The following is a 20,332-nucleotide window of genomic DNA, read 5'->3' on the forward strand; positions in this document are numbered from 1 at the left end:
ACTCACCGCTTCTTCGCGCCGCAGTCCACGGCGTCGGCGTCGTCGGAGAGCGCGCTGCCCTCGGGCAGTAGATAGGTCACCCAGAGCACGACGGGCTCGGTCCCCAGATTACGTCCGATGTGGCGGTGGCCGGTGCCGGACGGCTCGATGAAGGACGAGCCCGCTGGCGTCACCTCGACCGAGCAGTCGTCCAGAGTGCGCGTCAGCGTCCCGGACTTGACGACGGCGATCAGCTGTCCGGCGTGGGTGTGCCAGCCGGTGGAGCCGCCCGGCTCGACGGTGATGGTCCGAAAGGTCACATCCGTACGGCCGTTCGGGGTCTTCACCTTCAGCTTCCCCGTCGATGTGCCCTGCGCGAGCACGGTGCCGCTCACGCCGGTGCCGGGCGTGGCGACGGCCGCCGACGGCACGAAGCCGAGCGCGGCCACACAGCCGCCCACGACCAGGGCCTTGGCGAGCCGTCCCCGCCTCACCCGCAGGCCTCGGCTCCCCTGCTGTCCGCCGACCCTCATGCGCGACTCCTCTGCCTCAACGTCCCCGGAAGCCTCCAGGACATTCCAAATGCCCCAACACTACCCGGCAGTTGACCCGCGGAACCCTCCCCGATCCGACGGTCACCCGCCACGCAGTTCGGTGGCGAGCGGTCCGTCGCCCGACACCTCGACACGTCCGTCCTCGACGGCCCCGGCGAGCGTCAGCTCACCCCGCCCGAGCGCCAGGCAGACGTCGACATCGAGCGCGATACGGGCATCGGCGTGGGCGGCCGGACCGTCTCCGTACACCGCGGAACCGGTCTCGGCGCCACCCGCGCGCACATGGAACTCGCCCTCGTCCAGCTGGACTTCGACGACTCCGGGGTTGGTCAGCCCGTCCAGCGCGCGCAGCAGCAAAAGCGCGAACCAGTGCGCCCGCACCGCGTCCGTGGGCCGCCGGTCGGTGAGCGCGGGCGCGCCCCACTCGGTGAGTGCGGCGAGCACGGGCAGCAGCCCGTGGCCGCGCTCGGTCAGCTCGTACACCGATGCCGCGGCGGGCGGCGGCAGCCGTCGACGGGTGGCCAGTCCGCTCTGCTCCATGTCCTTGAGCCGGGAGGCGAGGACGTCCGTGCTGACACCCGGCAGGTCGGCGTGGAGGTCGGTGTAGCGGCGGGGGCCGGCCAGCAGTTCACGGACGATCAGCAGGGTCCACCGGTCGCCCACGGAGTCGAGGGAGCGTGCGGTGGCGCAGAACTGGTCGTAACTCCGGCGGCGGGCCGGGCGGTTTGCGGACTGTGGCTGACGTGGCATGCGACGCAGTCTAGACATGTTGTTGGACTTTCCAAGCCCGAGCTTGGTAAAACCAAGTATCGCAATCAGGTCGGGGAGGCCACCGCATGGAATTCCGGCAGTCCAGCAAGCTCGACGAGGTCTGTTACGAGATCCGGGGCCCGGTCATCGAGCACGCCAACGCCTTGGAGGAGGCGGGCCACAGCGTCCTTCGCCTCAACACGGGCAACCCGGCACTCTTCGGCTTCGAGGCGCCGGAGGAGGTCGTCCAGGACATGATCCGGATGCTTCCGCAGGCCCACGGCTACACCGATTCGCGCGGCATCCTGTCCGCCCGCCGGGCAGTGGCGCAGCGCTACCAGGCGATGGGGCTGGCGGACGTCGGAGTCGACGACATCTTCCTCGGCAACGGTGTCTCCGAGCTGATCTCCATGGCCGTCCAGGCACTGCTGGAGGACGGCGACGAGGTGCTCGTCCCGTCCCCCGACTATCCGTTGTGGACCGCGGTGATCACCCTCGCGGGCGGCAAGGCCGTGCACTACACCTGTGACGAGGCCTCGGACTGGAACCCCGATCTCGCCGACATGGCCTCGAAGATCACCGACCGCACCAAGGCCGTCGTGATCATCAACCCGAACAACCCGACCGGCGCGGTCTATCCGCGCGAGATCCTCGAAGGAATCCTCGATCTGGCGCGCAGGCACGGCCTGATGGTGTTCGCCGACGAGATCTATGACCAGATCCTCTACGACGACGCCGAGCACCACAGCGTGGCGGCCCTCGCCCCCGACCTGGTCTGCCTCACTTTCAGCGGTCTGTCGAAGACGTACCGGGTGGCGGGGTTCCGCTCCGGCTGGTTGGTGATCTCCGGCCCGCAGCAGCACGCCCGCGGCTATCTGGAGGGTCTGACCACGCTCGCCTCCATGCGCCTGTGCCCCAACGCGCCCGCGCAGTACGCCATTCAGGCGGCACTCGGCGGCCGGCAGTCGATCGGGGAACTGGTGGCTCCCGGCGGCAGGCTCTACGAGCAGCGCAACCGGGCCTGGGAGAAGCTGAACGAGATCCCCGGCGTGTCGTGCGTGAAACCGAAGGGCGCGCTGTACGCGTTCCCGCGCATCGACCCGAAGGTGCACCGGATCGTCGACGACGAGAAGTTCGTCCTGGATCTGCTGCTGCGGGAGAAGATCCAGGTCGTACAGGGCACGGGCTTCAACTGGCCGCGTCCCGACCACTTCCGGATCCTGACGCTCCCGTACGCTGACGATCTCGACGCGGCGATCAGCCGCATCGGTCGCTTCCTGACCGGATACCGCCAGTGATCGGATGCCCCTGGTGACCTGCCCCGCCTGCCGCGTTCCCGTCCACACCCAGTTCGCCTCGCCCGAACTCGTCGGCCCGATCGTGGAGGGCGGACTCGATCCGGCCACCGACCCGGCCTGGGCGGAGTCGGGCGCGGCGACACCGGCCGAATACGCGCGCTGGTCAGGTCATCTGTGCGGTATGACCTGCCTGCGCATGGCGCTCGGTGCCGGAGCCCCGTCCCTGTTCGCACTGCGGGACGGGGCGCTCAAGTTCGGCGCGTACACCGAGGACGCGGAAGGGGTGATCCGGGGCCTGATCTACGCCCCCTTCGCGCGGTACGCAAGGGAGGCGCACGGCCTCGACGCCACGGTCCACCGCCATCTCTCGACGCAGGAGATCCTCGGTCTGCTGGACGGCGGCCGGACGGTCATGACCTCGGTGCACTACGGCATCCGGCATCCGCTGCGGCCCGCTCCGGGGCGGGGCGGGCATCTGGTGCTGCTGACGTCCCGTACGGCCGACGGCGCCGGCGTCCATTTCCACAACCCGTCCGGTACGACGGCCGGGACGCGGGCCGCGGAGCTCGCACTGCCCGACTTCGAGCGCTTCTTCGCGGGGCGCGGGGTGTCGCTGCCCGCGGGGGCGTGAGCGGGGGCCGATGAAAACGGAAGCGGGACGCCTGCGGAAACGGGAGCGGGCCCGGGGGCGTAGCCGGCCCCCGAGCCCTGTAGATGCCACCCATGCGGCACGCCGACACTTTTAAGGACCCGTGTCAGGTTTATGTCGTCGCGTCCTGCCTTTAGACGACCGCAGATCGAAGCTCCGCGGGCCGGAGTCGAACCGGCATCTCGACGCCCATGGGCACGGGCCCGATTGATTCGGCGATCGGTGGCGAATGCTGAGCCTGGAGCAAGAGTCTGAGATTGATCGCGGGCTGCCTCTACCATTTGGGCTACCCCGGCCCGTCCGTGTGCGGAAAGCGCACCGAATGCCGGGGGGAGGACTCGAACCTCCACTGGAACCGCGTCGTCACGACAAGCCTCAGTTTCAGCTTGCGCTCCTCGCGCACCCCGGCCGTAATGAACGGCCGGGGAATCCATGGTCGGTCACCCGAAGAGGTAACCGAATACCGCATCACCCACCCGCTGGTCGCTGACGTCCATGCCGTTGGCCTCCTCGCGGGCGAACTTCACGGCCTGCTGGAGCTTCTCCACCCGGTCCAGGAGTTCATTGACCCGTCGCGCGGGAAGGGCGCCGGAGAACTTCACCGTCGTCCAGTACCCGATCGGAATGTCCTCGTAGTACACCTCGACCTGCGCCGGGTGCTTGTCGGTGGCCTCCGCCTTCACATGGTTGCGGGGCACCTTCTTCGTGCGAAGGGTCTTCACCGGCTCGGTCTTCCAGGAGTCCGTCGACGGGTCCTGTGTCCAGGCCTCGGAGGCGTCGAGCACCGGAAGCTTGCGGACAAAGGTGTTGAGGTCCGTCAGCTGCTTCTCCAGGAAGAGCAGGTACGACACCGGTACCTCGCTCACGAGCACCCGTCCGTCGACCTTCACGTCCGCGCGGGCCGAGCAGTTCGCCCAGTCCTTCGTGGCGGTCACATCGAAGAGCCGGGTCAGGGTCGTCGCGGTCTCCCGCAGCACGTCCTCGGCCTTGATCTGCACCAGGGTCGACTCGGGCGGCAGCTGCTCGCCCTCCTCGTCCTTGGGCTGATAGGTCCGGGAGATCCCGGCCAGCAGACCGGTCTTCTGGAGGCCGTGATGCGCCGCCGTCAGGTCCTGGTGAGCTTTGGACTTGACGCCCTTCTCCACTGCGATGATCTGATTGAGTTTCGCCACGTCGAGGAAGCTATCAACATCAAGTCCGAAAGAACTACCGGTTTTTGCGGCATCGGCCCCTCGAACGGACCGTCCGCGTCATGGAGCAGCCCCTCCCGACTCCGCCTACGGCGAGCAGGGGGCCGGGTGGACGTTCAGCCGTGCAGCGCCGCGGTGAGGTCGAGCTCGATCAGCTGTCCGCAGAAACCGAGCCGCGTGACACCGAGCAGCGTGCTCGCGGTGGTGAACGCGGGCCCGATGGCCGAGCCGGTGAGCCCGCGCCAGGCGGCTCCCAGGACCGTGACGTCGTCACTGACCACGTAGATCACCGATCGGACAACCTGGGACGGTCCGGCTCCCACGGCCGCCAGAGCCGCGAGGGAATTGGCCACCACCTGGTCGATCTGGGCGTCGAGGTCCTCCGGACCCACCAGAGTGCCGGAGCGGTCGAGCGGGCACTGCCCGGCCAGGTACGCGGTCCGACCCGCTTCCACCACGGTGATGTGGTGATAGCCGGGCGTGGGGTGCAGCCGGTCCGGGTTGATCCGGGTGATCCACTCAGTCACGCGGGCAATTCTGACAGCCGCCCCGTGAGGCGCAACGAGTTTTCGGCGAGCCCCTCGACCGATCCGTACGGGTGGTTTCCAGCGGATGCCCATGTCCTGCCGCCGCTCGTCGGGGACCGCTTGTCACAGTGGCCCCACACGTCCGCGCGTCGATGTGTCCACGCATTCATGTGCCCGCGCGTCCGCGCGTCCATGTATCCACGCCACGGACCGACGCGGGACCGCGCCCTCCCGCCCCCGCCCTCCGCCCTTCCAGACCCCGAGACTCCCCGGACTCCGAAGAAAGGTTCCTGCCGTGCCTCACCTCCCCCGCCTCACCCGCACGAAGGGTCTCGCCGGCCCCGAGCGGCGGCCCAGCGCGCTCACCGCGACCGCCGCCCTGGCCGTACTGGCCATGGGCACGCCTGTCGCGTACGCCACGCTCGGCGACGAAGCCTCCACCGGCTCGCAGCCGGCGGCGTCGGCCGTCGCCGTGCGCGGGAAGGCCTACATCGAGACCCGGCTGTTCTTCGGCACCGAACGTCCCGACGGCGGACCCCGTGTGACCGACCGCCAATTCCATGCCTTCATCGACGAGGAGGTCACACCACGCTTCCCGAACGGACTGACCATCCAGGACGGCCGCGGGCAGTGGCGGGATTCCCACGGCCTGATCGAACGGGAGCGCAGTTACGAACTGACCCTGCTCTACCCAGCGTCCGAAGCACGCGTGCGCGACGCCCAGATCGAGCGGATCCGGAACGCCTACGAGAAGGCTTACGCCCAGGACTCGGTGGCCCGGATCGAGGAACGCGCGACCGCCGACTTCTGACATCGCCCGTCACCCTGGCTCCGCCACCCAGCTCCCGGGTCGCACGGCCGTACGAGCTCCGCGCCCGTGCGGCCGATCGAGCCGTCGCCAGTGCGTGCACCCCACGGCGGTCACCGGGAGGATCGCCGGCACCGCTGCCGCCGTGCCGGCACCGCCACCCCCGATACCGGCCGCCCTCAGCCGCCGGACCGCCCGGACCGAGTACGGGACGACGCCCGCGAGGTCGTCGATGCCCTACTCCCCCGCCGAGGCCGGCCGCCGGAGCGGTCGGGCACGGCGCCGCGGCCGAGGACGGCAGGGGACCGGCCGGGGGTCAGCCACCGCTCAGTTCCATGAGCGCGCCCACCGGATCGGTGTCCGGGGTGGCGCGGGGCCACCAGTCGTTCTCGCCCGGCTCGGATTCGTAGCCGTACCAACGGCCGTCGTGTCCGAAGCGGAGCTGCAGAGTGCCACCGGGGTGGGTGAGGTGGTTGCGCCAGGGGTGGAAGCGGGGGAAGTCGGCGGCTGCGAGCGCGGGCCGCGCCCGGTCGAAGGGGCCGGCCGGAGGATCCCAGGGGGTTTCGAGGACGGCCAGTCCTTCGGCGCCGCCCTGCCGCCAGGCCGCGACGGCTCGGGCCAGGTCGGTGGGCGTGCGGCCGGTGGCGTATGCCAGCTCGCGGTAGAGGGCGCGGGTGGTCGCGGTCAGCCCTGCGGTGGGGCGGGACGCGGCCAGCCGTACCGCATCCTGCCAAGGGGTGAGGCCGGCGAGCGGGTCGAGGCCGCTGACGAGGAACGTGTGCGCACGGGCGGCCGCCTCCGTGGCGAGGTGGTCCAGCGCGAGCGGGTCACGGGCTCCGGGCAGAGTCGGGTACGAGGGCGGCTGCCCGGGATGCGGCAGGACCGGGAGCGGGGCGGGGAGCGGCGGGAGGTACCGGTCGGCGAGGGCCTCGCGAGCCGGCACGGAGGGAATGGCGGGGGCCGAGGGACGTTCCCGGGTGGAGTGTGCGGCGTTGCGACGGCCCAGTTCTTCGAGGAGTTCGCGCTCGCCCCGGCCGCGCAGCAGCAGAAGGACGAACGGGTCGGCGTCCAGGAGCCTGGCCATCTGGTAGCAGAGGGCCGCCACGTGCTTGCAGGGCCAGCCGTGGTCGGGGCAGGAGCATCCGGGGTCGAGGTCGCCCGCGGCGGGCAGCAGACCGACACCGGCCTCGGCCGCCGTGTCGACGAGCGAGTGCGGCATCTCCTTGCCGAGCAGTGCGGCGAGGTGACCGGGACGGGCGGCGACCGCGTCCAGGAACGTGTCCCAGTCGGCGTCGGTGAGCGGCCGCAGACGCACTTCGGCGCGGTAGGGGCGGGGGCGGCTGCCGTGGACGTAGGCGACGACCCGTCCGGGGGTGACCGTGATCGCGGCGACCTTGCCGCTGTCGGCGTACGTACGACCGCGGGAGAGCCGTCCCTCGTCCATCGACAGGGACTCCAGGGCGGCCACCCAGGCGCGGCCCCACCAGCTGTCCGCGAAGGGTTCGTCGCCGTCGGAGGTGCGGGGCGGCACGGCTTCGAAGGTGCGCCGCAGGTCGTCGGGCCCCGGGCGCGACCGGGCGACCGGCCGGGGCTGAGAGCGGTCGTACGCGAGGGACTGGGGGCGGGGGCTCATGACGGCCTCCGGAGCGAGACGAGATCGGCCAGATCACGGTCGCTGAGCTCGGTCAGCGCGGTCTCCCCGGTGCCCAGGACCGCGTCGGCCAGGACCCGCTTGGCCCGCAGCAGCTCGTCGATCCGGTCCTCGACCGTGCCTTCCGCGATCAGCCGGTGCACCTGCACGGGTTGCGTCTGGCCGATGCGGTACGCCCGGTCCGTGGCCTGTTCCTCGACGGCCGGGTTCCACCAGCGGTCGTAGTGGATGACGTGGGCGGCCCTGGTGAGATTCAGTCCGGTGCCCGCCGCTTTGAGGGAGAGCAGGAAGACCGGGACCTCGCCGGACTGGAAGCGGTCCACCATCCGTTCGCGTTCGGCCACCGGCGTTCCGCCGTGCAGGAGTTGGGAGGGAATGGCACGCGAGGCGAGGTGGGCGGAGAGCAGCCTGGCCATCGTCACGTACTGGGTGAAGATGAGGACGGAGCCGTCCTCGGCGAGGATCGTGTCCAGCAGTTCGTCGAGCAGGGCGAGCTTTCCCGAACGGCCGGCGAGTCGGGTCGGCTCCTCCTTCAGGTACTGCGCGGGGTGGTTGCAGATCTGCTTCAACGAGGCCAGCAGCTTCATGATCAGACCGCGCCGGGCGATGCCTTCGGAGGCTTCGATGAACGCCATCGTCTCGCGGGCCGCCGCCTCGTAGAGCGTGGCCTGCTCGCGCGTGAGGAAGACGGGATGGTCGGTCTCCGTCTTGGGCGGCAGCTCGGGGGCGATGCCGGGGTCGGACTTCTTGCGGCGCAGGAGGAAGGGCCGGACCAGCCGGGAGAGCCGTTCGACCGCTTCGTCGTTGGCGAGGCCGGCAGCCGTACCGGTGCTCTCGACGATGCGGGCGTGGCGGGCCCGGAACGCCTTGAGCGGGCCCAGCAGTCCGGGGGTGGTCCAGTCGAGCAGGGCCCACAGCTCGGAGAGGTTGTTCTCCACGGGGGTGCCGGTGAGGGCGATTCTGGCCGGGGCCGGGATGGTGCGCAGCGCCTTCGCCGTGGAGGAGTGCGGGTTCTTCACGTGTTGGGCCTCGTCGGCGACGATCAGCCCCCAGGTGTCGTCGGCGAGTTGCGCCGCGCTCGAACGCATCGTGCCGTACGTGGTGAGGACGAAGCCACCATCGGGATCGGCGAGGGTGCGGTCGGTGCCGTGGAAACGGCGTACCGGGACACCGGGGGCGAAGCGGTTGATCTCCCGGTGCCAGTTGCCCAGGAGGGAGGCGGGGCAGATCACCAGGGTGGGCGCGGGGTGGGCGCGGTGCAGATGGAGGGCGATGAGGGTGATCGTCTTGCCCAGGCCCATGTCGTCGGCGAGGCAGCCGCCGAGGCCGAGTGAGGTCATCCGGTCCAGCCAGGCGAGGCCGCGCAGCTGGTAGTCACGGAGCGTGGCGTCGAGTCCGGGCGGCGGGGCGATGGTGGTGTCGTCGGCGGTGATGCGGGCGCGGAGTGCGGCCAGCGCCCCGACGGGCACCGCGTCGACCTGCTCGCCGTCGACCTCGGCGCTGCCGGTCAGCGCGACGGCGAGGGCGTCCACCGGATCGAGCAGGCCCAACTCCCGCTTGCGCGCCTTGCGGACGAGCGCGGGGTCGACGACGACCCACTGATCCCGCAGTCGTACCACCGGTCGGTGCGCCTCCGCGAGCACGTCCATCTCCGCCTCGGTGAGCCGCTCGTCGCCCAGTGACAGCTGCCAGTTGAAGGAGAAGAGCTGCTCGGCGTCGAAGAACGAGGTGCCGTCGGTGGCCGAGCCGGGGGCGGGCCGCACGACGGCTGCGGCGGTGAGGGAACGGGCCAGCTCCCTGGGCCAGTGGACGTTGACCCCGGCCGCCGCCAGCCGGGCTCCGGCATCGCTCAGCAGCTCGTACAGCTCGTCCTCTTCGAGCGCGAGCACATCGGGCACCGGCTGGTCGAGCAATCGCTCCAGTGGTGCCCAGACACGGGCGGCGCGGCGCAGTGCGAGCACGGCATCGATCCTGGCGCGCGGGCCGAACGGCTCCCCCACCCCGCCGTTCCACAGTGCGGCGGCGTCGACGACATAGGTCGGGTCGGCCAGGCTGTGTACCTGGATGATGGCCGCGGCGGCGTGCCGGGCGGCGCCGCGACGGGCCTCCGCTGCCGCCCCGTCGGCGTCGATGTCGCCGGTGTCGTCGGACCCGTCGCGCTCGTCGGGGGTGTCGTACGTATCGGCCGTGTCGAAGAGTTCGTACGCCGAGAGGTCGAGGCGCAGCGAGATCCGTACCCCCGCGTCGAGCCCGGCCGCGACCTCGACGGCCCAGTCACGGGCTTGTGGCAGATGCTGGGCGGCGCGGGCCGCGAAGGGCGCCCCCATCGCGTACGCCGCCGCGGGTGTACGGGGCAGAGTGTCGGCGACCGCGTCGAGGAACGCCCCGAGCAGCCACTCCGGCTCGGGGACCTGGAGCGGTGTGCGGTCCGGCAGCGGAACCGCGTACCCCTCGGGGGGCAGGGCGGCGGCGATCGCCCGGAGGTGGACGATGTCCTCGGCGTCGCGCGGTCCGGCCCTCCAGGCGTCGTGGTCCTCGCCCGTCAGGCCGGGGAGCAGCCTACCGCGTGCCACCAGATTGAGAGCCTGGAGCGCGGCAGCGCCCCAGCAGCGGGTGGCGGGGTGGGCGGACCGCTGATGCCGGGCGCGGGCCAGCAGTGGCAGGGCCTCGGTCACGGCCATCAGGACGGCGGGCACCGAACGCCGACGGACGCCGTTCTCGCGCCCGTGTCCGCGGACGACGGTGATCTCCTCCACGACCACGTCGTCCACGGACTTCTCGGGATCCGCGGCGCACCCGGAGAAGCCACCCGGCTCCGGGAGGGGGCCGCCGTCGGGATCCCAGAAGGCGACGCGTCCGTCCCTCGGCAGCGGCGCGGGCAGGAAGACGGCCGCACAACTCAGGACGCGGACAGCCGACGCGTCCAGCTGACGCTGTGCCGTGGTCATCAGTCCACTCCCCTCCCGCCCCGATCCTTCTGATCGTCTCGATCCTCATGACTCCTGCGAGTCTAGGCGGGGGGTCTGACATTGATACTCGTACCTGTGTTCCGTCAGGTCAGAGGCGGTACGAGCGAGTCCCGCACGGTCCGGGGAACTGACTGTGCGGGACGGTGACCGGACAGGGCCGACGCGGGGAACGGACCGTACGGCTCGGGGAACGGACCTGCGCGCCGGGGAGCCTCAGCGCTCTTCGAGGGCTCCGCGCGTTTCGAGGGCTCCGTGTCCTTCGGGAGTCAGTGCCTGGCGAGGGGCTTGGAGTGGGAGGGCGGCGCGGGCGTGGTGGCCGGGGACACGCCGGGCATGGACGCCGGCGAGGGCGTCGGAGCCACCGACGGCTGCGGCTGGGGCCGACGTGGTTGAGGCCGCGGACGCGGCTGTGCCTGGGCCGGACGCTGCGGCTGCACGGGCTGCTCCGGCGGCTGCACGGGCTGCTGCGGCGGCTGCACGGCCTGCTGCGGCTGCGTCGCCGGCTGCGCCGCCCTCTCCAGGAAGCGGAGCAACTCCACCGGGAACGGAAGCACCAGCGTGGAGTTCTTCTCTGCGGCGACCGCCACCACCGTCTGCAGCAGGCGCAACTGGAGTGCGGCCGGCTGGGAGGACATCTGCCCCGCCGCCTCGGCGAGCTTCTTCGAAGCCTGGAGCTCGGCGTCCGCGTTGATGACACGGGCCCGCCGCTCACGGTCGGCCTCGGCCTGCCGGGCCATGGAGCGTTTCATGGTCTCCGGCAGTGAGACGTCCTTGATCTCCACCCGGTCGATCTGCACGCCCCACCCGACCGCCGGGCTGTCGATCATCAGCTCAAGACCCTGATTCAGCTTCTCGCGGTTGGACAGCAGATCATCCAGGTCGCTCTTGCCGATGATCGACCGCAGTGAGGTCTGCGCCATCTGCGACACCGCGAAGCGGTAGTCCTCCACCTGGATTACCGCACTGGCCGCGTCGACCACCTTGAAGTAGATGACCGCGTCCACCCGCACCGTCACGTTGTCCCGCGTGATCCCGTCCTGCGCGGGCACCGGCATCGTCACGATCTGCATATTGACCTTGTGCAGCCGCTCGACACCGGGGAGCACCATGGTGAAGCCCGGCCCTCGCACGCCCTCACGGAGCCTGCCGAGCCTCAACACGACACCCCGCTCGTACTGCTTGACGACCTTGGCCGCCGCCGCCAGGTACAGCGAACCTGCCGAGGCCCCCGCCACTACTATCGCGATTACGAGCTCCTGGACCATGACGGCCCCCTGAAAGCCGGAAACACCTGAAACACAGGAATCAATCAGTCCCTGTTACCACGGTATGCCCAATACGAGCCGATATGAACATGGTCCGAGGACTCCTGGCCCGGCTGTCGCCCGCCCGGCCGCGCACCGGATGCCGGGGCTCCCGGGAACAGGCAGGGTGACCAGCGTCAGCACGTTCTCCGCGGCGTACGCGGTGCGTGGTCTGCGGCGGGCTGACGGATGAGCCGGACGAGACAGACGAGGACCTGCCCATGCCCGTGATCGACCACCGGCGCCGCCGCCTCGGCATCGCAGCCGGGACAGCGCTCCTGACCCTCACCCTCGCAGGCTGTTCCGGCCTCGGCCGGACCGCGGTCGGACCGGTCACCTACACCACCGAGCGGGACGCCGTGATCATGGTGAACAGCCCCGCGGTGAAGGGCTGCCACCGGCTCGCTCCCTCGGGCGCCAAGGAAGTGGCCAACGGCACCCTGATCGACATCATCCTGTACCGCACGCCCAACTGCACCGGGCCGGGTTCGACGTACCTCGCGACGACGTTCACCGACGTCAACGGGGCCGGGGCCCTCCCTTGGCGCAGTTTCAGCACGGTCCACTGACCGACGTCACACAAAGTCCGGCCGAGGACCGCACACAGCGCCCGAAGCCCGGCCGGGCAGGGAGCAGAACGCCGACCGCGCGGGGAGGCGCCGCAGCCCCCGACGCCATCGACTCGGCCTCCACCGAACCCTCTTCGGCCGTTGCGCGCGCACCGTCGTCCACCGCCGTATCCGGCCGGAGCCGTGCCGTGCCGTGCCGCTATGCGCGTCTTGGGACGCGCGCGAGCAGTTCCACCGTACGGTCCCGACGTTCTTTGGCGATCAGCACGAGCAGCACGATGAGCAGGGCCGGCATGATCGCGTTCACCCGGTCGAGCAGTGTCAGCTGGACGATGGAGGCGCCGGCCATCAGTCCGCAGAAGGCGATGGCCGCCACTCCGGCCAGGATCGGGATCAACAGGGCGATGGCTCCCGCCAGCTCCAGCCCTCCGATGGTGTACATCGCCGCCTGGTTCCAGCCCATCCGGTCGAAGGACTCGATCGCCGTCTCATGGGCGATCAGCTTGGCGAACGCGCTGAAGCCGAAGAACAGGGCGAGTACGACCCGTGCGACGGTCAGTGCCACGGCGCCGCGGCCCCGGCCCCCGGCCCGGGTGCCGGCAGAGGCGCCAAGGGTGGCAGCAGGGGTGTTGTGGGCCACTGTGGACTCGGTCATGCGGGTCTCCTCGGGAAGCTTCGCAGTGTGTCGCTTACGAAGAGGTAGACCGGTCCGCGGTCCGGAACTCATCGCTTCCCGGCCCTCGGTCGTCCGTCGCTCCGGGGCCGCTTCGGCACGGTCGCACCCCCGCCCCGTCATCCACGAGACAGCGGTCGACGGCCGCCGGCTCCGCCCTCAGGATGCTGACGGGGCGACGAACGGACGGTCCGTCAACACCGTTCGTGCCGACGGACCGCGCCCGTCCGCTCGGCCCATCCACCTGCCCCGTCCGCCCGGCCCGTCCGCCATCGGCGGACCGTCGGCGCGCGGCGCACGGGTCGCTCGTCAGTACGCCGGGTAGCGGTCGGCCGGCCACACGACCGCGTGCTCGAACTCCAGGCACAGGTCGTCGGCCACCTCGGTGATCACCGCTCGTCCTTCGGTCGCCACCAGCCAGGACGGCGGAAGGTGCACGTCCCCGTGACGGGCTCCGAGCAGATTGCCGCAGATCGCGCCCGTGGAGTCGCTGTCGCCCGAGTGGTTGACCGAGAGCAGCAGCGCCCGGGCCACCTGGTCGGCGTTCGGCAGCGCCAGGGCGCAGTACACGGCGATCGCGAGAGCCTCCTCCGCGACCCAGCCCGCGCCCAGCGTCTCCACCTTCTCGGCGGTGGGTTCGCCCTCGGCGGCCAGGTCGACGGCCGCGCGCAGAGCCGCCGTCGTCTCCTCGTGTCCCTCGTGGCGGCCCAACAGCTCCAAGGCCCGCAGCACCGCGCCGGCCATCGAGTCCCCCTCCAGGAGATGGGCGACGATCGCAGCGAACGCCCCGGCCGCGTACGCGCCGGTCGGGTGACCGTGGGTGATCTGCGCGCACCAGTGGGCGAGCCGGAAGCCCACCTGGGCGTCCTCCCCCACCAGCCCGAAGGGGGCGGACCGCATCACCGTGCCGCAGCCCTTGGACCCGGTGTTCACAGGACCGGGCACACCGAGCCTTCCCGTGGGTTCGGGCACATGTCCGGTCGCGAGCCCGGTCAGGCAGGCGTTCCCGGGGGCCCGGCGCGCGTAGAGCCAGGCCTCCTGCCTCAGCCAGCCGGTCCGCACCGGGTTGTCGCCGCCGCGGGCGGGCGGCGCCGGGTGGTTCTGGGTGTCGAGCCAGCGCAGATAAGCGTTTCGCACGATGTCGGTCTCGGCGCCGCCGATCCCCTTCGACATCGCCCGGGAATGGGCCCTGATCAGCCCCTCGGCCGTGAACAGGGTCATCTGCGTATCGTCCGTGACACGTCCGACGACCCCCTCGTCGTCCGCGAGAAGCCCCTGTACGCCGTGTTCACCGTGCGCACGGCGGATACCGGCGAGCGAAAGGAACTCCACCGGGTTTCCCAGGGCGTCCCCGATCGCCCCGCCCAGCAGACAGCCACGGACCCTCGCCCTACGGCCGATGCGGTCCCCCCACGATGTGCCGTTCACGCACGATCCCCTCAATCCGAAATCCGACGTCGCCGTGTACGAGTCGACAGGTACGAGTCGACAGGTACGAAAAGGCCGTCGCGGGTCCATCCTGGTAGGAGAGGCGATCGCCATGCGTACCGGCAATGAACCGTTGACTGCGCGCAGTCCCCTGCGACTGCGGCTGTGCCTGAGTCTATGGGGGCTGGTCTGGGCCGTCTTCGGCCTGGCGGCCTTCACACTGACCGACCGGCCGGGCTGGGCCGCCGCCTGCGGGCTGCTGCTCCTGCTCGTCCTGGTGGACATCGCGGTGATCGTCCACCACATCCACCAGGGACCGCACTACCAGCCGGGCCGCAACATCCCGCCGTACGAACCCGATCACGGCGGGCGCGGCCGGTACGGGCACTGAGGGGCGCCAGGCACAGAGGCGTGCCCGGCGGACCCGGGGTCCTTCGCGAGGAGGGGTCAGCCCTGCGTACGAAAGCGGGCCGCCCTCAGATACTCGGGGTTCGGATCGAGTGCGGCGGCCAGCCGGAAGTGGCGGGCGGCCCGGTCGGAGCGGCCGGAGCGCTCGAAGGTACGGGCGAGCGCGAAGTGCGCGAAGGCGTTGTCCGGTTCGCGCTCCAGGACGAGTTCGAATTCGAGTTCGGCAGGGCGCAGTTGCGCGGCGGCGAAGAAAGCTCGGGCCCGCAGCAGACGGGCCGCGGTGTTCTCCGGGTGGGCCGCGATCACCGAGTCCAGGAGCTTGACCGCGCCCCGGGGGTCGCGGGCCGCCAGCAGGTGTTCGGCCGCGCGGAAGTCGATGACGTCTGTTTCCGGGGTCCTCTCGGGCACGATCGCATCCTTCCCTTCAGTATCGGATCACCAACGTCCGACCGGCTTCCACTATTCCGATGGAGAGCGATCAGGCACGGAGCGGACCGACACGGAGATCAGCCGGCCGCGGCCCGCTCTGTCAGCTCCGACCAGACCTTGCGGACCTGCGGCTCCAGCGCCTCCAGCGATCCGTCGTTGTCGACGATCAGATCGGCCACGGCTCGCCGCTGCTCCCGGGTGGCCTGCGCGGCCATCCTGGCGCGAGCCTCGGACTCGGTCATGCCGCGCAGCCGGACGAGCCGGTCGAGCTGGGTCTGCGGACTGGCGTCCACGACGACGACCAGGTCGTAGAGCGGCGCGAGGCCGTTCTCGGTGAGGAGGGGGACATCGTGGACGACGACCGAGTCGGGGCTCGCGGCCCGCTCCAGTTCGGCGGAGCGCGCGCCGACCAGCGGGTGAACGATCGCGTTGAGGGCGGCGAGCCGGTCGGCGTCGGAGAAGACGATCGAGCCGAGCTTCGGCCGGTCCAGGGTGCCGTCGGCGGTCAGGATGTCGTCGCCGAACGCGTCGACGACGGCCGCGAGTCCGGGCGTTCCCGGCTCGACGACCTCCCGGGCGATCCGGTCCGCGTCGATCAGCACCGCACCGTATCCGACGAGCAGCCGCGACACTTCACTCTTGCCGGCGCCGATCCCACCGGTCAGGCCCACTTTCAGCATGCCGGGAAGCCTAGTACGAAGGGCGATCGGGCGGACCGGGGCGGCCGGTCAGGCGTCCCCCTCAAGCTCCGCGAGGAACCTGCGGCCGGTCAGGCGTCTCCCTCGCGCTCCGCGAGGAACCGCTCGAATTCGCGGCCGATCTCGTCGGCGGACGGCAGGTCGACCGGCTCGGCGACCAGATTGCCCCGGGTCTCGGAACCCGCGACCGCGTCGTACTGGTGCTCAAGGCCCTCGACGAGCGAGACGAGCTCCTCGTCACCCTGGTCGATCTGCCGGTCGATCTCGGTCTGGGTCCGGTGGGCCTCCGTGCGCAGCGCGTGGGCGACGGTCGGCAGGACCAGGCCGGTGGCGGCCGTGATCGACTCCAGGGCGGTGAGCGCCGCGTCCGGGTAGGCGGAGCGGGCGACGTAGTGCGGCACGTGGGCGGCGACGCCCAGGACGTCGTGTCCGGCCTCCATCAGCCGGTACTCCACCAGGGCCTCGGCCGAGCCGGGCACCTGCGCCTCGTCGAACGGGCTGCGGTGGCCGGGCATGAGGTCCGTGCGGTTGCCGTGCGGGGTCACGCCGACGGGACGGGTGTGCGGGACGCCCATCGGGATGCCGTGGAAGTTCACCGCCAGGCGGACACCGAGGCGCTCGACGATCTGCTCGACCGCGGCGGCGAAGCGCTCCCACTCCACATCGGGCTCGGGCCCGGAAAGCAGCAGGAAGGGCGCGCCGGTGGCGTCCTGGACGACCCGGACGTCGAGCGTCGGGGTCTCGTAGGCCGCCCAGCGGTCGCGCCGGAAGGTCAGCAGCGGGCGCCGCGCGCGGTAGTCGACGAGCCGGTCGTGGTCGAATCTGGCGACGACCTGGTGGGGCAGCGTTTCGAGCAGTCCGTCGACGATCTGCTCGCCGGTCTCACCCGCGTCGATGTATCCGTCGAAGTGGTAGAGCATGACCAGGCCGGCCGACTCCTGGGCGAGCGCCATGTCGACGACGGCCAGCCCCTTCGGCTCCCATTCGTACAAACTCTGCGGATCAGGCACTGTTACCGCTCCTCCTCGTGTTCCTAGAGCAGAACGTCCGGCAGGGCACGGGCATTCCCGGACCGTGCCCCCTCACCCGGTGGTTCATGCCAGAACTTGGACCGACCGGCAAATGGAGGGCCGCGTCGCGGGGCCCCCATTTGCCGGTCGGTCTTATGCGAGAACGTGGTCGTGGAGCGCCGCCACCGTCTTCCGCGTGGACATGAAGCGCCGGGCTGTCAGGCATCCGTGCGGCGGAGGTGATCAGCCGCGAAGTGGACGTGCCCGGCGGCCCGGCCGAGGGGGCGGGGGCGCCGGGGCCGCCGGAGGGCGAATGCCAGGGTGCGGCAGCGCACCGGAGCCCTCATCCCTCTTTGGGTATAACGGCGTTGACGTTCACATCGATGAACACCTCGATGGGGAAGCCGACTTCGCGACAGCAGTCGAGGGTGACCATCCGCTGCGGAGTCCGGTCAGCCTTCCGTTCGGTGCGAAGTCACCCCTGCCGGGGGCGTGAATGGTTGTCGGGATCCCGGCAAGCGCGTGTCAGGAGCCGTCGGCTACTCGCGCATCCCGCCGATTCCTCTCCCTTCACCCGGTCCACCACCCCACGATCAATGGTCCATACCTTGACACGCCCTCGCCCCATCCCTACCGTCATCGGGCAGCACGTTCAGACACTCGCCCCACATTCATGTACGAGAACGTCTTGAACTCCTTCGACGGAAGGCACCCCCATGCACATCCGTACGCTGCTACCCGCACTGCTGGCCACCGCGCTCGCCACCGGCTCTCTCGCCCTCACCTCCGCCACCGACGCGAACGCGTCGGCGGTCATCGAGGTGAGCACCGCCGCCCAGCTCAAGTCCGCCCTCACCGCCGCGTCCCCCGGCGACACGATCCGGCTCGCCGACGGCACATACACCGGCAACTTCAAGGCGACCGTCCCCGGCACCGCCTCCGCCCGGATCACCCTCACCGGCTCCGCCAGGGCCGTCCTCACCGCCGGCGGCGGCTACGGGCTGCACCTCAACGGTGCCTCCTACTGGACCGTCCAGGGCCTCACGGTCACCGGCGGCCAGAAAGGCATCATGGCCGACACCGCCACCGGAGTCGTGATCGACTCGGTGACCGTGCACGACCTGGACATGGAGGGCGTCCACTTCCGCAAGTCCAGCAAGAACGGCGTCATCAAGAACTCACGGATCTACGACACCGGGCACGACGGCCGCGGCATGGGCGAGGGCGTCTATGTCGGCACGGCAGGCGATCTCTCCGACAGGAGCGACCAGGTCCAGATCCTGAACAACACGATCGGGCCGGGGGTCGGCGGCGAGAACGTCGACATCAAGGAAGGCACCACCGGAGCGAAGATCATCGGCAACACCTTCGACGGCAGCGGGCTGACCGGCGCCAACTACGACGATTCCTGGGTCGACGTGAAGGGCAACAACGTCCTGGTCGACGGCAACAAGGGGACCCGTACGACCAACAACGGCTACGAGACCCACACCCAGCAGAGCGGCTGGGGCTGCGGCACCGTCTTTCGCAACAACACCTCGAACCTGTCCGGCTCCAAGGGCGACAAGCAGATCGCGTTCAACGTCACCAACTACAGCACGAGCTGCCCGACGGTCGTCTACGGCAGCAACACGGTGACCGGCGGCAAGGGGCTGACCAACATCACCGTCACGCCGTAACGGCCCGCGCGGACGGCCGCGGACACGAGTGAGGCCCGTTCCCCGAAGGGAACGGGCCTCACTCTCAGCTACGGCGATCAATCACCGGCCGGAGGGACAGAGCGTCAGCTCTGGCCGCCCGCCAGCTTCTCGCGCAGCGCAGCCAGGGCCTCGTCCGACGCCAGGGCGCCGGAGTTGTCCGCGGACTCCGAGGAGTACGAGCCGCCACCGCTGCCGCCGGAGGCAGCCGGGGCGCCACCGGCCGGGGCGGCAGCGCCCTCGGCAGCAGCGGCCTCGTCGGCCTCGCGGGACTTGATGACCTGGGCCTGGTGCTGCTCGAAGCGCTGCTGCGCCTCGGCGTACTGCGTCTCCCACGCCTCGCGCTGGGTCTCGTAGCCCTCGAGCCAGTCGTTGGTCTCGGGGTCGAAGCCCTCGGGGTAGATGTAATTGCCCTGGTCGTCGTACGACGCGGCCATGCCGTACAGGGTCGGGTCGAACTCGACCGACGCCGGGTCGGCACCGAAGGACTCGTTGGCCTGCTTCAGCGAGAGGCTGATGCGGCGACGCTCCAGGTCGATGTCGATGACCTTGACGAAGATCTCGTCGTTGACCTGGACGACCTGCTCCGGGATCTCCACGTGGCGCTCGGCCAGCTCGGAGATGTGGACCAGACCCTCGATGCCTTCGTCGACGCGCACGAACGCACCGAACGGAACGAGCTTGGTGACCTTACCGGGAACGACCTGCCCGATCTGGTGCGTACGGGCGAACTGCTGCCACGGGTCTTCCTGCGTCGCCTTGAGCGACAGCGAGACGCGCTCGCGGTCCATGTCGACGTCGAGAACCTCGACGGTGACCTCCTGGCCGACCTCGACAACCTCGGAGGGGTGATCGATGTGCTTCCAGGACAGCTCGGAGACGTGCACGAGACCGTCGACGCCGCCGAGGTCCACGAACGCACCGAAGTTGACGATCGAGGAAACGACGCCGGAGCGGACCTGGCCCTTCTGCAGGGTCGTGAGGAACGTCTGGCGGACCTCGCTCTGGGTCTGCTCCAGCCAGGCACGGCGGGACAGGACCACGTTGTTGCGGTTCTTGTCCAGCTCGATGATCTTGGCTTCGAGCTCCTTGCCCACGTAGGGCTGGAGGTCGCGGACGCGGCGCATCTCGACGAGGGAGGCCGGCAGGAAGCCACGGAGGCCGATGTCGAGGATGAGACCACCCTTGACGACCTCGATGACGGTACCGGTGACGATGCCGTCCTCTTCCTTGATCTTCTCGATCGTGCCCCAGGCACGCTCGTACTGAGCGCGCTTCTTGGACAGGATGAGGCGGCCTTCCTTGTCCTCCTTCTGGAGAACCAGGGCCTCGATCTCGTCGCCGACCTTGACGACCTCATTGGGGTCGACGTCGTGCTTGATCGAAAGCTCGCGGGAGGGGATGACGCCTTCGGTCTTGTAACCGATGTCGAGCAGGACCTCGTCCCGGTCGACCTTCACGATGACGCCGTCGACGATGTCGCCGTCGTTGAAGTACTTGATCGTCTCGTCGATCGCGGCGAGGAAGGCTTCCTCGTTACCGATGTCGTTGACCGCTACCTGCGGGGTGGTGGCGGTGGTCTCGGTGCTGCTCGTCATGTGGGAAAGGGCTCCGGTACGGACAGTGAGTCGTAGGTACTGCTACGCCGGGAGCCCGTATCGCCTCTGCTGAAGCCGGACAGCCCGGGAAGCACCGAACCCGCCGAGCGGGAGGCGCCTCGTGAACCGAGGGGACATACAAC

The 20,332-nt window shown here is 70.2% G+C and carries 19 protein-coding genes and 1 tRNA gene; 6 read left to right on the top strand and 14 right to left on the bottom strand.

The window, feature by feature from the left end; translation table 11 throughout:
- Nucleotides 1–2: 2 nt before the first annotated feature.
- Together ABZ826_RS04345 and ABZ826_RS04350 are read right to left on the bottom strand one after the other, a co-directional pair.
- The gene (locus ABZ826_RS04345; RefSeq protein ID WP_361441932.1) at nucleotides 3–512 is read right to left on the bottom strand and encodes a cupin domain-containing protein; all 510 of its coding nucleotides are present in this window, start codon (nucleotides 510–512) and stop codon (nucleotides 3–5) included.
- A gap of 102 nt (nucleotides 513–614) precedes the next feature.
- Complete coding sequence (locus ABZ826_RS04350; RefSeq protein WP_361441935.1) at nucleotides 615–1,283, bottom strand: helix-turn-helix domain-containing protein; 669 nt, start codon at nucleotides 1,281–1,283, stop codon at nucleotides 615–617.
- Between the two features lie 86 nt (nucleotides 1,284–1,369).
- Here ABZ826_RS04350 and ABZ826_RS04355 point away from each other — a divergent pair, with 86 nt between their 5' ends.
- Both ABZ826_RS04355 and ABZ826_RS04360 read left to right on the top strand, forming a co-directional pair.
- On the top strand, nucleotides 1,370–2,581 hold the full coding sequence (locus ABZ826_RS04355; protein WP_361441938.1) for a pyridoxal phosphate-dependent aminotransferase: 1,212 nt from the start codon (nucleotides 1,370–1,372) through the stop codon (nucleotides 2,579–2,581).
- A gap of 13 nt (nucleotides 2,582–2,594) precedes the next feature.
- The gene (locus tag ABZ826_RS04360) at nucleotides 2,595–3,212 is read left to right on the top strand and encodes a peptidase (protein ID WP_361442467.1); all 618 of its coding nucleotides are present in this window, start codon (nucleotides 2,595–2,597) and stop codon (nucleotides 3,210–3,212) included.
- 341 nt (nucleotides 3,213–3,553) lie between these two features.
- Here the strand turns inward: ABZ826_RS04360 and ABZ826_RS04365 are convergent.
- The 3 genes from ABZ826_RS04365 to ABZ826_RS04375 form a co-directional block, all read right to left on the bottom strand.
- Nucleotides 3,554–3,639, bottom strand: a tRNA-OTHER gene (locus tag ABZ826_RS04365).
- A gap of 31 nt (nucleotides 3,640–3,670) precedes the next feature.
- Nucleotides 3,671–4,402, bottom strand: a complete 732-nt coding sequence (locus tag ABZ826_RS04370; protein ID WP_361441941.1) for a hypothetical protein — start codon at nucleotides 4,400–4,402, stop codon at nucleotides 3,671–3,673.
- Between the two features lie 134 nt (nucleotides 4,403–4,536).
- A complete protein-coding gene (locus tag ABZ826_RS04375; RefSeq protein ID WP_361441944.1) occupies nucleotides 4,537–4,947 on the bottom strand; it encodes a RidA family protein in 411 nt (136 codons plus the stop codon).
- A gap of 394 nt (nucleotides 4,948–5,341) precedes the next feature.
- Here ABZ826_RS04375 and ABZ826_RS04380 point away from each other — a divergent pair, with 394 nt between their 5' ends.
- Nucleotides 5,342–5,758, top strand: coding sequence for a DUF3574 domain-containing protein (locus ABZ826_RS04380; protein ID WP_361442470.1), 417 nt, complete (start codon nucleotides 5,342–5,344; stop codon nucleotides 5,756–5,758).
- 313 nt (nucleotides 5,759–6,071) lie between these two features.
- Here ABZ826_RS04380 and ABZ826_RS04385 read toward each other — a convergent pair whose 3' ends face one another.
- The 3 genes from ABZ826_RS04385 to ABZ826_RS04395 all read right to left on the bottom strand — a co-directional run bounded on the left by ABZ826_RS04385 (nucleotide 6,072) and on the right by ABZ826_RS04395 (nucleotide 11,640).
- Nucleotides 6,072–7,388: an SWIM zinc finger family protein gene (locus tag ABZ826_RS04385; protein WP_361441947.1), complete on the bottom strand. Its 1,317-nt coding sequence runs from the start codon at nucleotides 7,386–7,388 to the stop codon at nucleotides 6,072–6,074.
- Nucleotides 7,385–10,354, bottom strand: a complete 2,970-nt coding sequence (locus ABZ826_RS04390) for a DEAD/DEAH box helicase (protein WP_361441950.1) — start codon at nucleotides 10,352–10,354, stop codon at nucleotides 7,385–7,387. The genes ABZ826_RS04385 and ABZ826_RS04390 overlap by 4 nt, the downstream gene beginning before the upstream one ends.
- A 287-nt stretch (nucleotides 10,355–10,641) precedes the next feature.
- On the bottom strand, nucleotides 10,642–11,640 hold the full coding sequence (locus ABZ826_RS04395) for a slipin family protein (RefSeq protein ID WP_361441953.1): 999 nt from the start codon (nucleotides 11,638–11,640) through the stop codon (nucleotides 10,642–10,644).
- Between the two features lie 260 nt (nucleotides 11,641–11,900).
- On the opposite strand from ABZ826_RS04395, the gene ABZ826_RS04400 reads away from it, so the two are divergent.
- Nucleotides 11,901–12,248 carry a hypothetical protein gene (locus tag ABZ826_RS04400; RefSeq protein WP_361441956.1) on the top strand — a complete coding sequence of 116 codons (348 nt, stop codon included), beginning with the start codon at nucleotides 11,901–11,903 and terminating at the stop codon, nucleotides 12,246–12,248.
- Nucleotides 12,249–12,447: 199 nt separating this feature from the next.
- Here ABZ826_RS04400 and ABZ826_RS04405 read toward each other — a convergent pair whose 3' ends face one another.
- Nucleotides 12,448–12,903, bottom strand: a complete 456-nt coding sequence (locus ABZ826_RS04405) for a DoxX family protein (protein WP_361441959.1) — start codon at nucleotides 12,901–12,903, stop codon at nucleotides 12,448–12,450.
- Nucleotides 12,904–13,230: 327 nt separating this feature from the next.
- Nucleotides 13,231–14,349, bottom strand: coding sequence for an ADP-ribosylglycohydrolase family protein (locus ABZ826_RS04410; protein ID WP_361441962.1), 1,119 nt, complete (start codon nucleotides 14,347–14,349; stop codon nucleotides 13,231–13,233).
- A 112-nt stretch (nucleotides 14,350–14,461) separates the two neighbouring features.
- Here ABZ826_RS04410 and ABZ826_RS04415 point away from each other — a divergent pair, with 112 nt between their 5' ends.
- Nucleotides 14,462–14,740 carry a DUF6343 family protein gene (locus ABZ826_RS04415; protein ID WP_361441965.1) on the top strand — a complete coding sequence of 93 codons (279 nt, stop codon included), beginning with the start codon at nucleotides 14,462–14,464 and terminating at the stop codon, nucleotides 14,738–14,740.
- Between the two features lie 56 nt (nucleotides 14,741–14,796).
- Here the strand turns inward: ABZ826_RS04415 and ABZ826_RS04420 are convergent, their stop codons facing one another.
- The 3 genes from ABZ826_RS04420 to ABZ826_RS04430 all read right to left on the bottom strand — a co-directional run bounded on the left by ABZ826_RS04420 (nucleotide 14,797) and on the right by ABZ826_RS04430 (nucleotide 16,894).
- Nucleotides 14,797–15,165, bottom strand: coding sequence for a tetratricopeptide repeat protein (locus ABZ826_RS04420; RefSeq protein WP_361441968.1), 369 nt, complete (start codon nucleotides 15,163–15,165; stop codon nucleotides 14,797–14,799).
- A 98-nt stretch (nucleotides 15,166–15,263) separates the two neighbouring features.
- Complete coding sequence (gene coaE, locus ABZ826_RS04425; protein WP_361441971.1) at nucleotides 15,264–15,866, bottom strand: dephospho-CoA kinase; 603 nt, start codon at nucleotides 15,864–15,866, stop codon at nucleotides 15,264–15,266.
- Nucleotides 15,867–15,955: 89 nt separating this feature from the next.
- On the bottom strand, nucleotides 15,956–16,894 hold the full coding sequence (locus tag ABZ826_RS04430) for a PAC2 family protein (protein WP_361441974.1): 939 nt from the start codon (nucleotides 16,892–16,894) through the stop codon (nucleotides 15,956–15,958).
- Between the two features lie 716 nt (nucleotides 16,895–17,610).
- Between ABZ826_RS04430 and ABZ826_RS04435 the strand changes: the two genes are divergently transcribed.
- Nucleotides 17,611–18,573, top strand: a complete 963-nt coding sequence (locus ABZ826_RS04435; RefSeq protein WP_361441977.1) for a right-handed parallel beta-helix repeat-containing protein — start codon at nucleotides 17,611–17,613, stop codon at nucleotides 18,571–18,573.
- 104 nt (nucleotides 18,574–18,677) lie between these two features.
- Here ABZ826_RS04435 and rpsA read toward each other — a convergent pair whose 3' ends face one another.
- Entirely contained in the window at nucleotides 18,678–20,189 is a 1,512-nt protein-coding gene (gene rpsA, locus ABZ826_RS04440; RefSeq protein ID WP_072483117.1) for a 30S ribosomal protein S1, read from the bottom strand.
- Nucleotides 20,190–20,332: the final 143 nt, after the last annotated feature.

Source organism: Streptomyces sp. NPDC047515, from assembly GCF_040643055.1.
Taxonomy (GTDB): Bacteria; Actinomycetota; Actinomycetes; order Streptomycetales; family Streptomycetaceae; genus Streptomyces.

Bases quoted from the DNA above. Each gene is read 5' to 3' on its own strand.
- ABZ826_RS04385 (WP_361441947.1), bottom strand. From the start codon at position 7,388: ATGAGCCCCCGCCCCCAGTCCCTCGCGTACGACCGCTCTCAGCCCCGG.
- ABZ826_RS04415 (WP_361441965.1), top strand. From the start codon at position 14,462: ATGCGTACCGGCAATGAACCGTTGACTGCGCGCAGTCCCCTGCGACTG.
- ABZ826_RS04405 (WP_361441959.1), bottom strand. From the start codon at position 12,903: ATGACCGAGTCCACAGTGGCCCACAACACCCCTGCTGCCACCCTTGGC.
- ABZ826_RS04435 (WP_361441977.1), top strand. From the start codon at position 17,611: ATGCACATCCGTACGCTGCTACCCGCACTGCTGGCCACCGCGCTCGCC.
- ABZ826_RS04355 (WP_361441938.1), top strand. From the start codon at position 1,370: ATGGAATTCCGGCAGTCCAGCAAGCTCGACGAGGTCTGTTACGAGATC.
- ABZ826_RS04350 (WP_361441935.1), bottom strand. From the start codon at position 1,283: ATGCCACGTCAGCCACAGTCCGCAAACCGCCCGGCCCGCCGCCGGAGT.
- coaE (WP_361441971.1), bottom strand. From the start codon at position 15,866: ATGCTGAAAGTGGGCCTGACCGGTGGGATCGGCGCCGGCAAGAGTGAA.
- ABZ826_RS04380 (WP_361442470.1), top strand. From the start codon at position 5,342: ATGGGCACGCCTGTCGCGTACGCCACGCTCGGCGACGAAGCCTCCACC.
- ABZ826_RS04390 (WP_361441950.1), bottom strand. From the start codon at position 10,354: ATGACCACGGCACAGCGTCAGCTGGACGCGTCGGCTGTCCGCGTCCTG.
- ABZ826_RS04395 (WP_361441953.1), bottom strand. From the start codon at position 11,640: ATGGTCCAGGAGCTCGTAATCGCGATAGTAGTGGCGGGGGCCTCGGCA.
- rpsA (WP_072483117.1), bottom strand. From the start codon at position 20,189: ATGACGAGCAGCACCGAGACCACCGCCACCACCCCGCAGGTAGCGGTC.
- ABZ826_RS04400 (WP_361441956.1), top strand. From the start codon at position 11,901: ATGCCCGTGATCGACCACCGGCGCCGCCGCCTCGGCATCGCAGCCGGG.
- ABZ826_RS04345 (WP_361441932.1), bottom strand. From the start codon at position 512: ATGAGGGTCGGCGGACAGCAGGGGAGCCGAGGCCTGCGGGTGAGGCGG.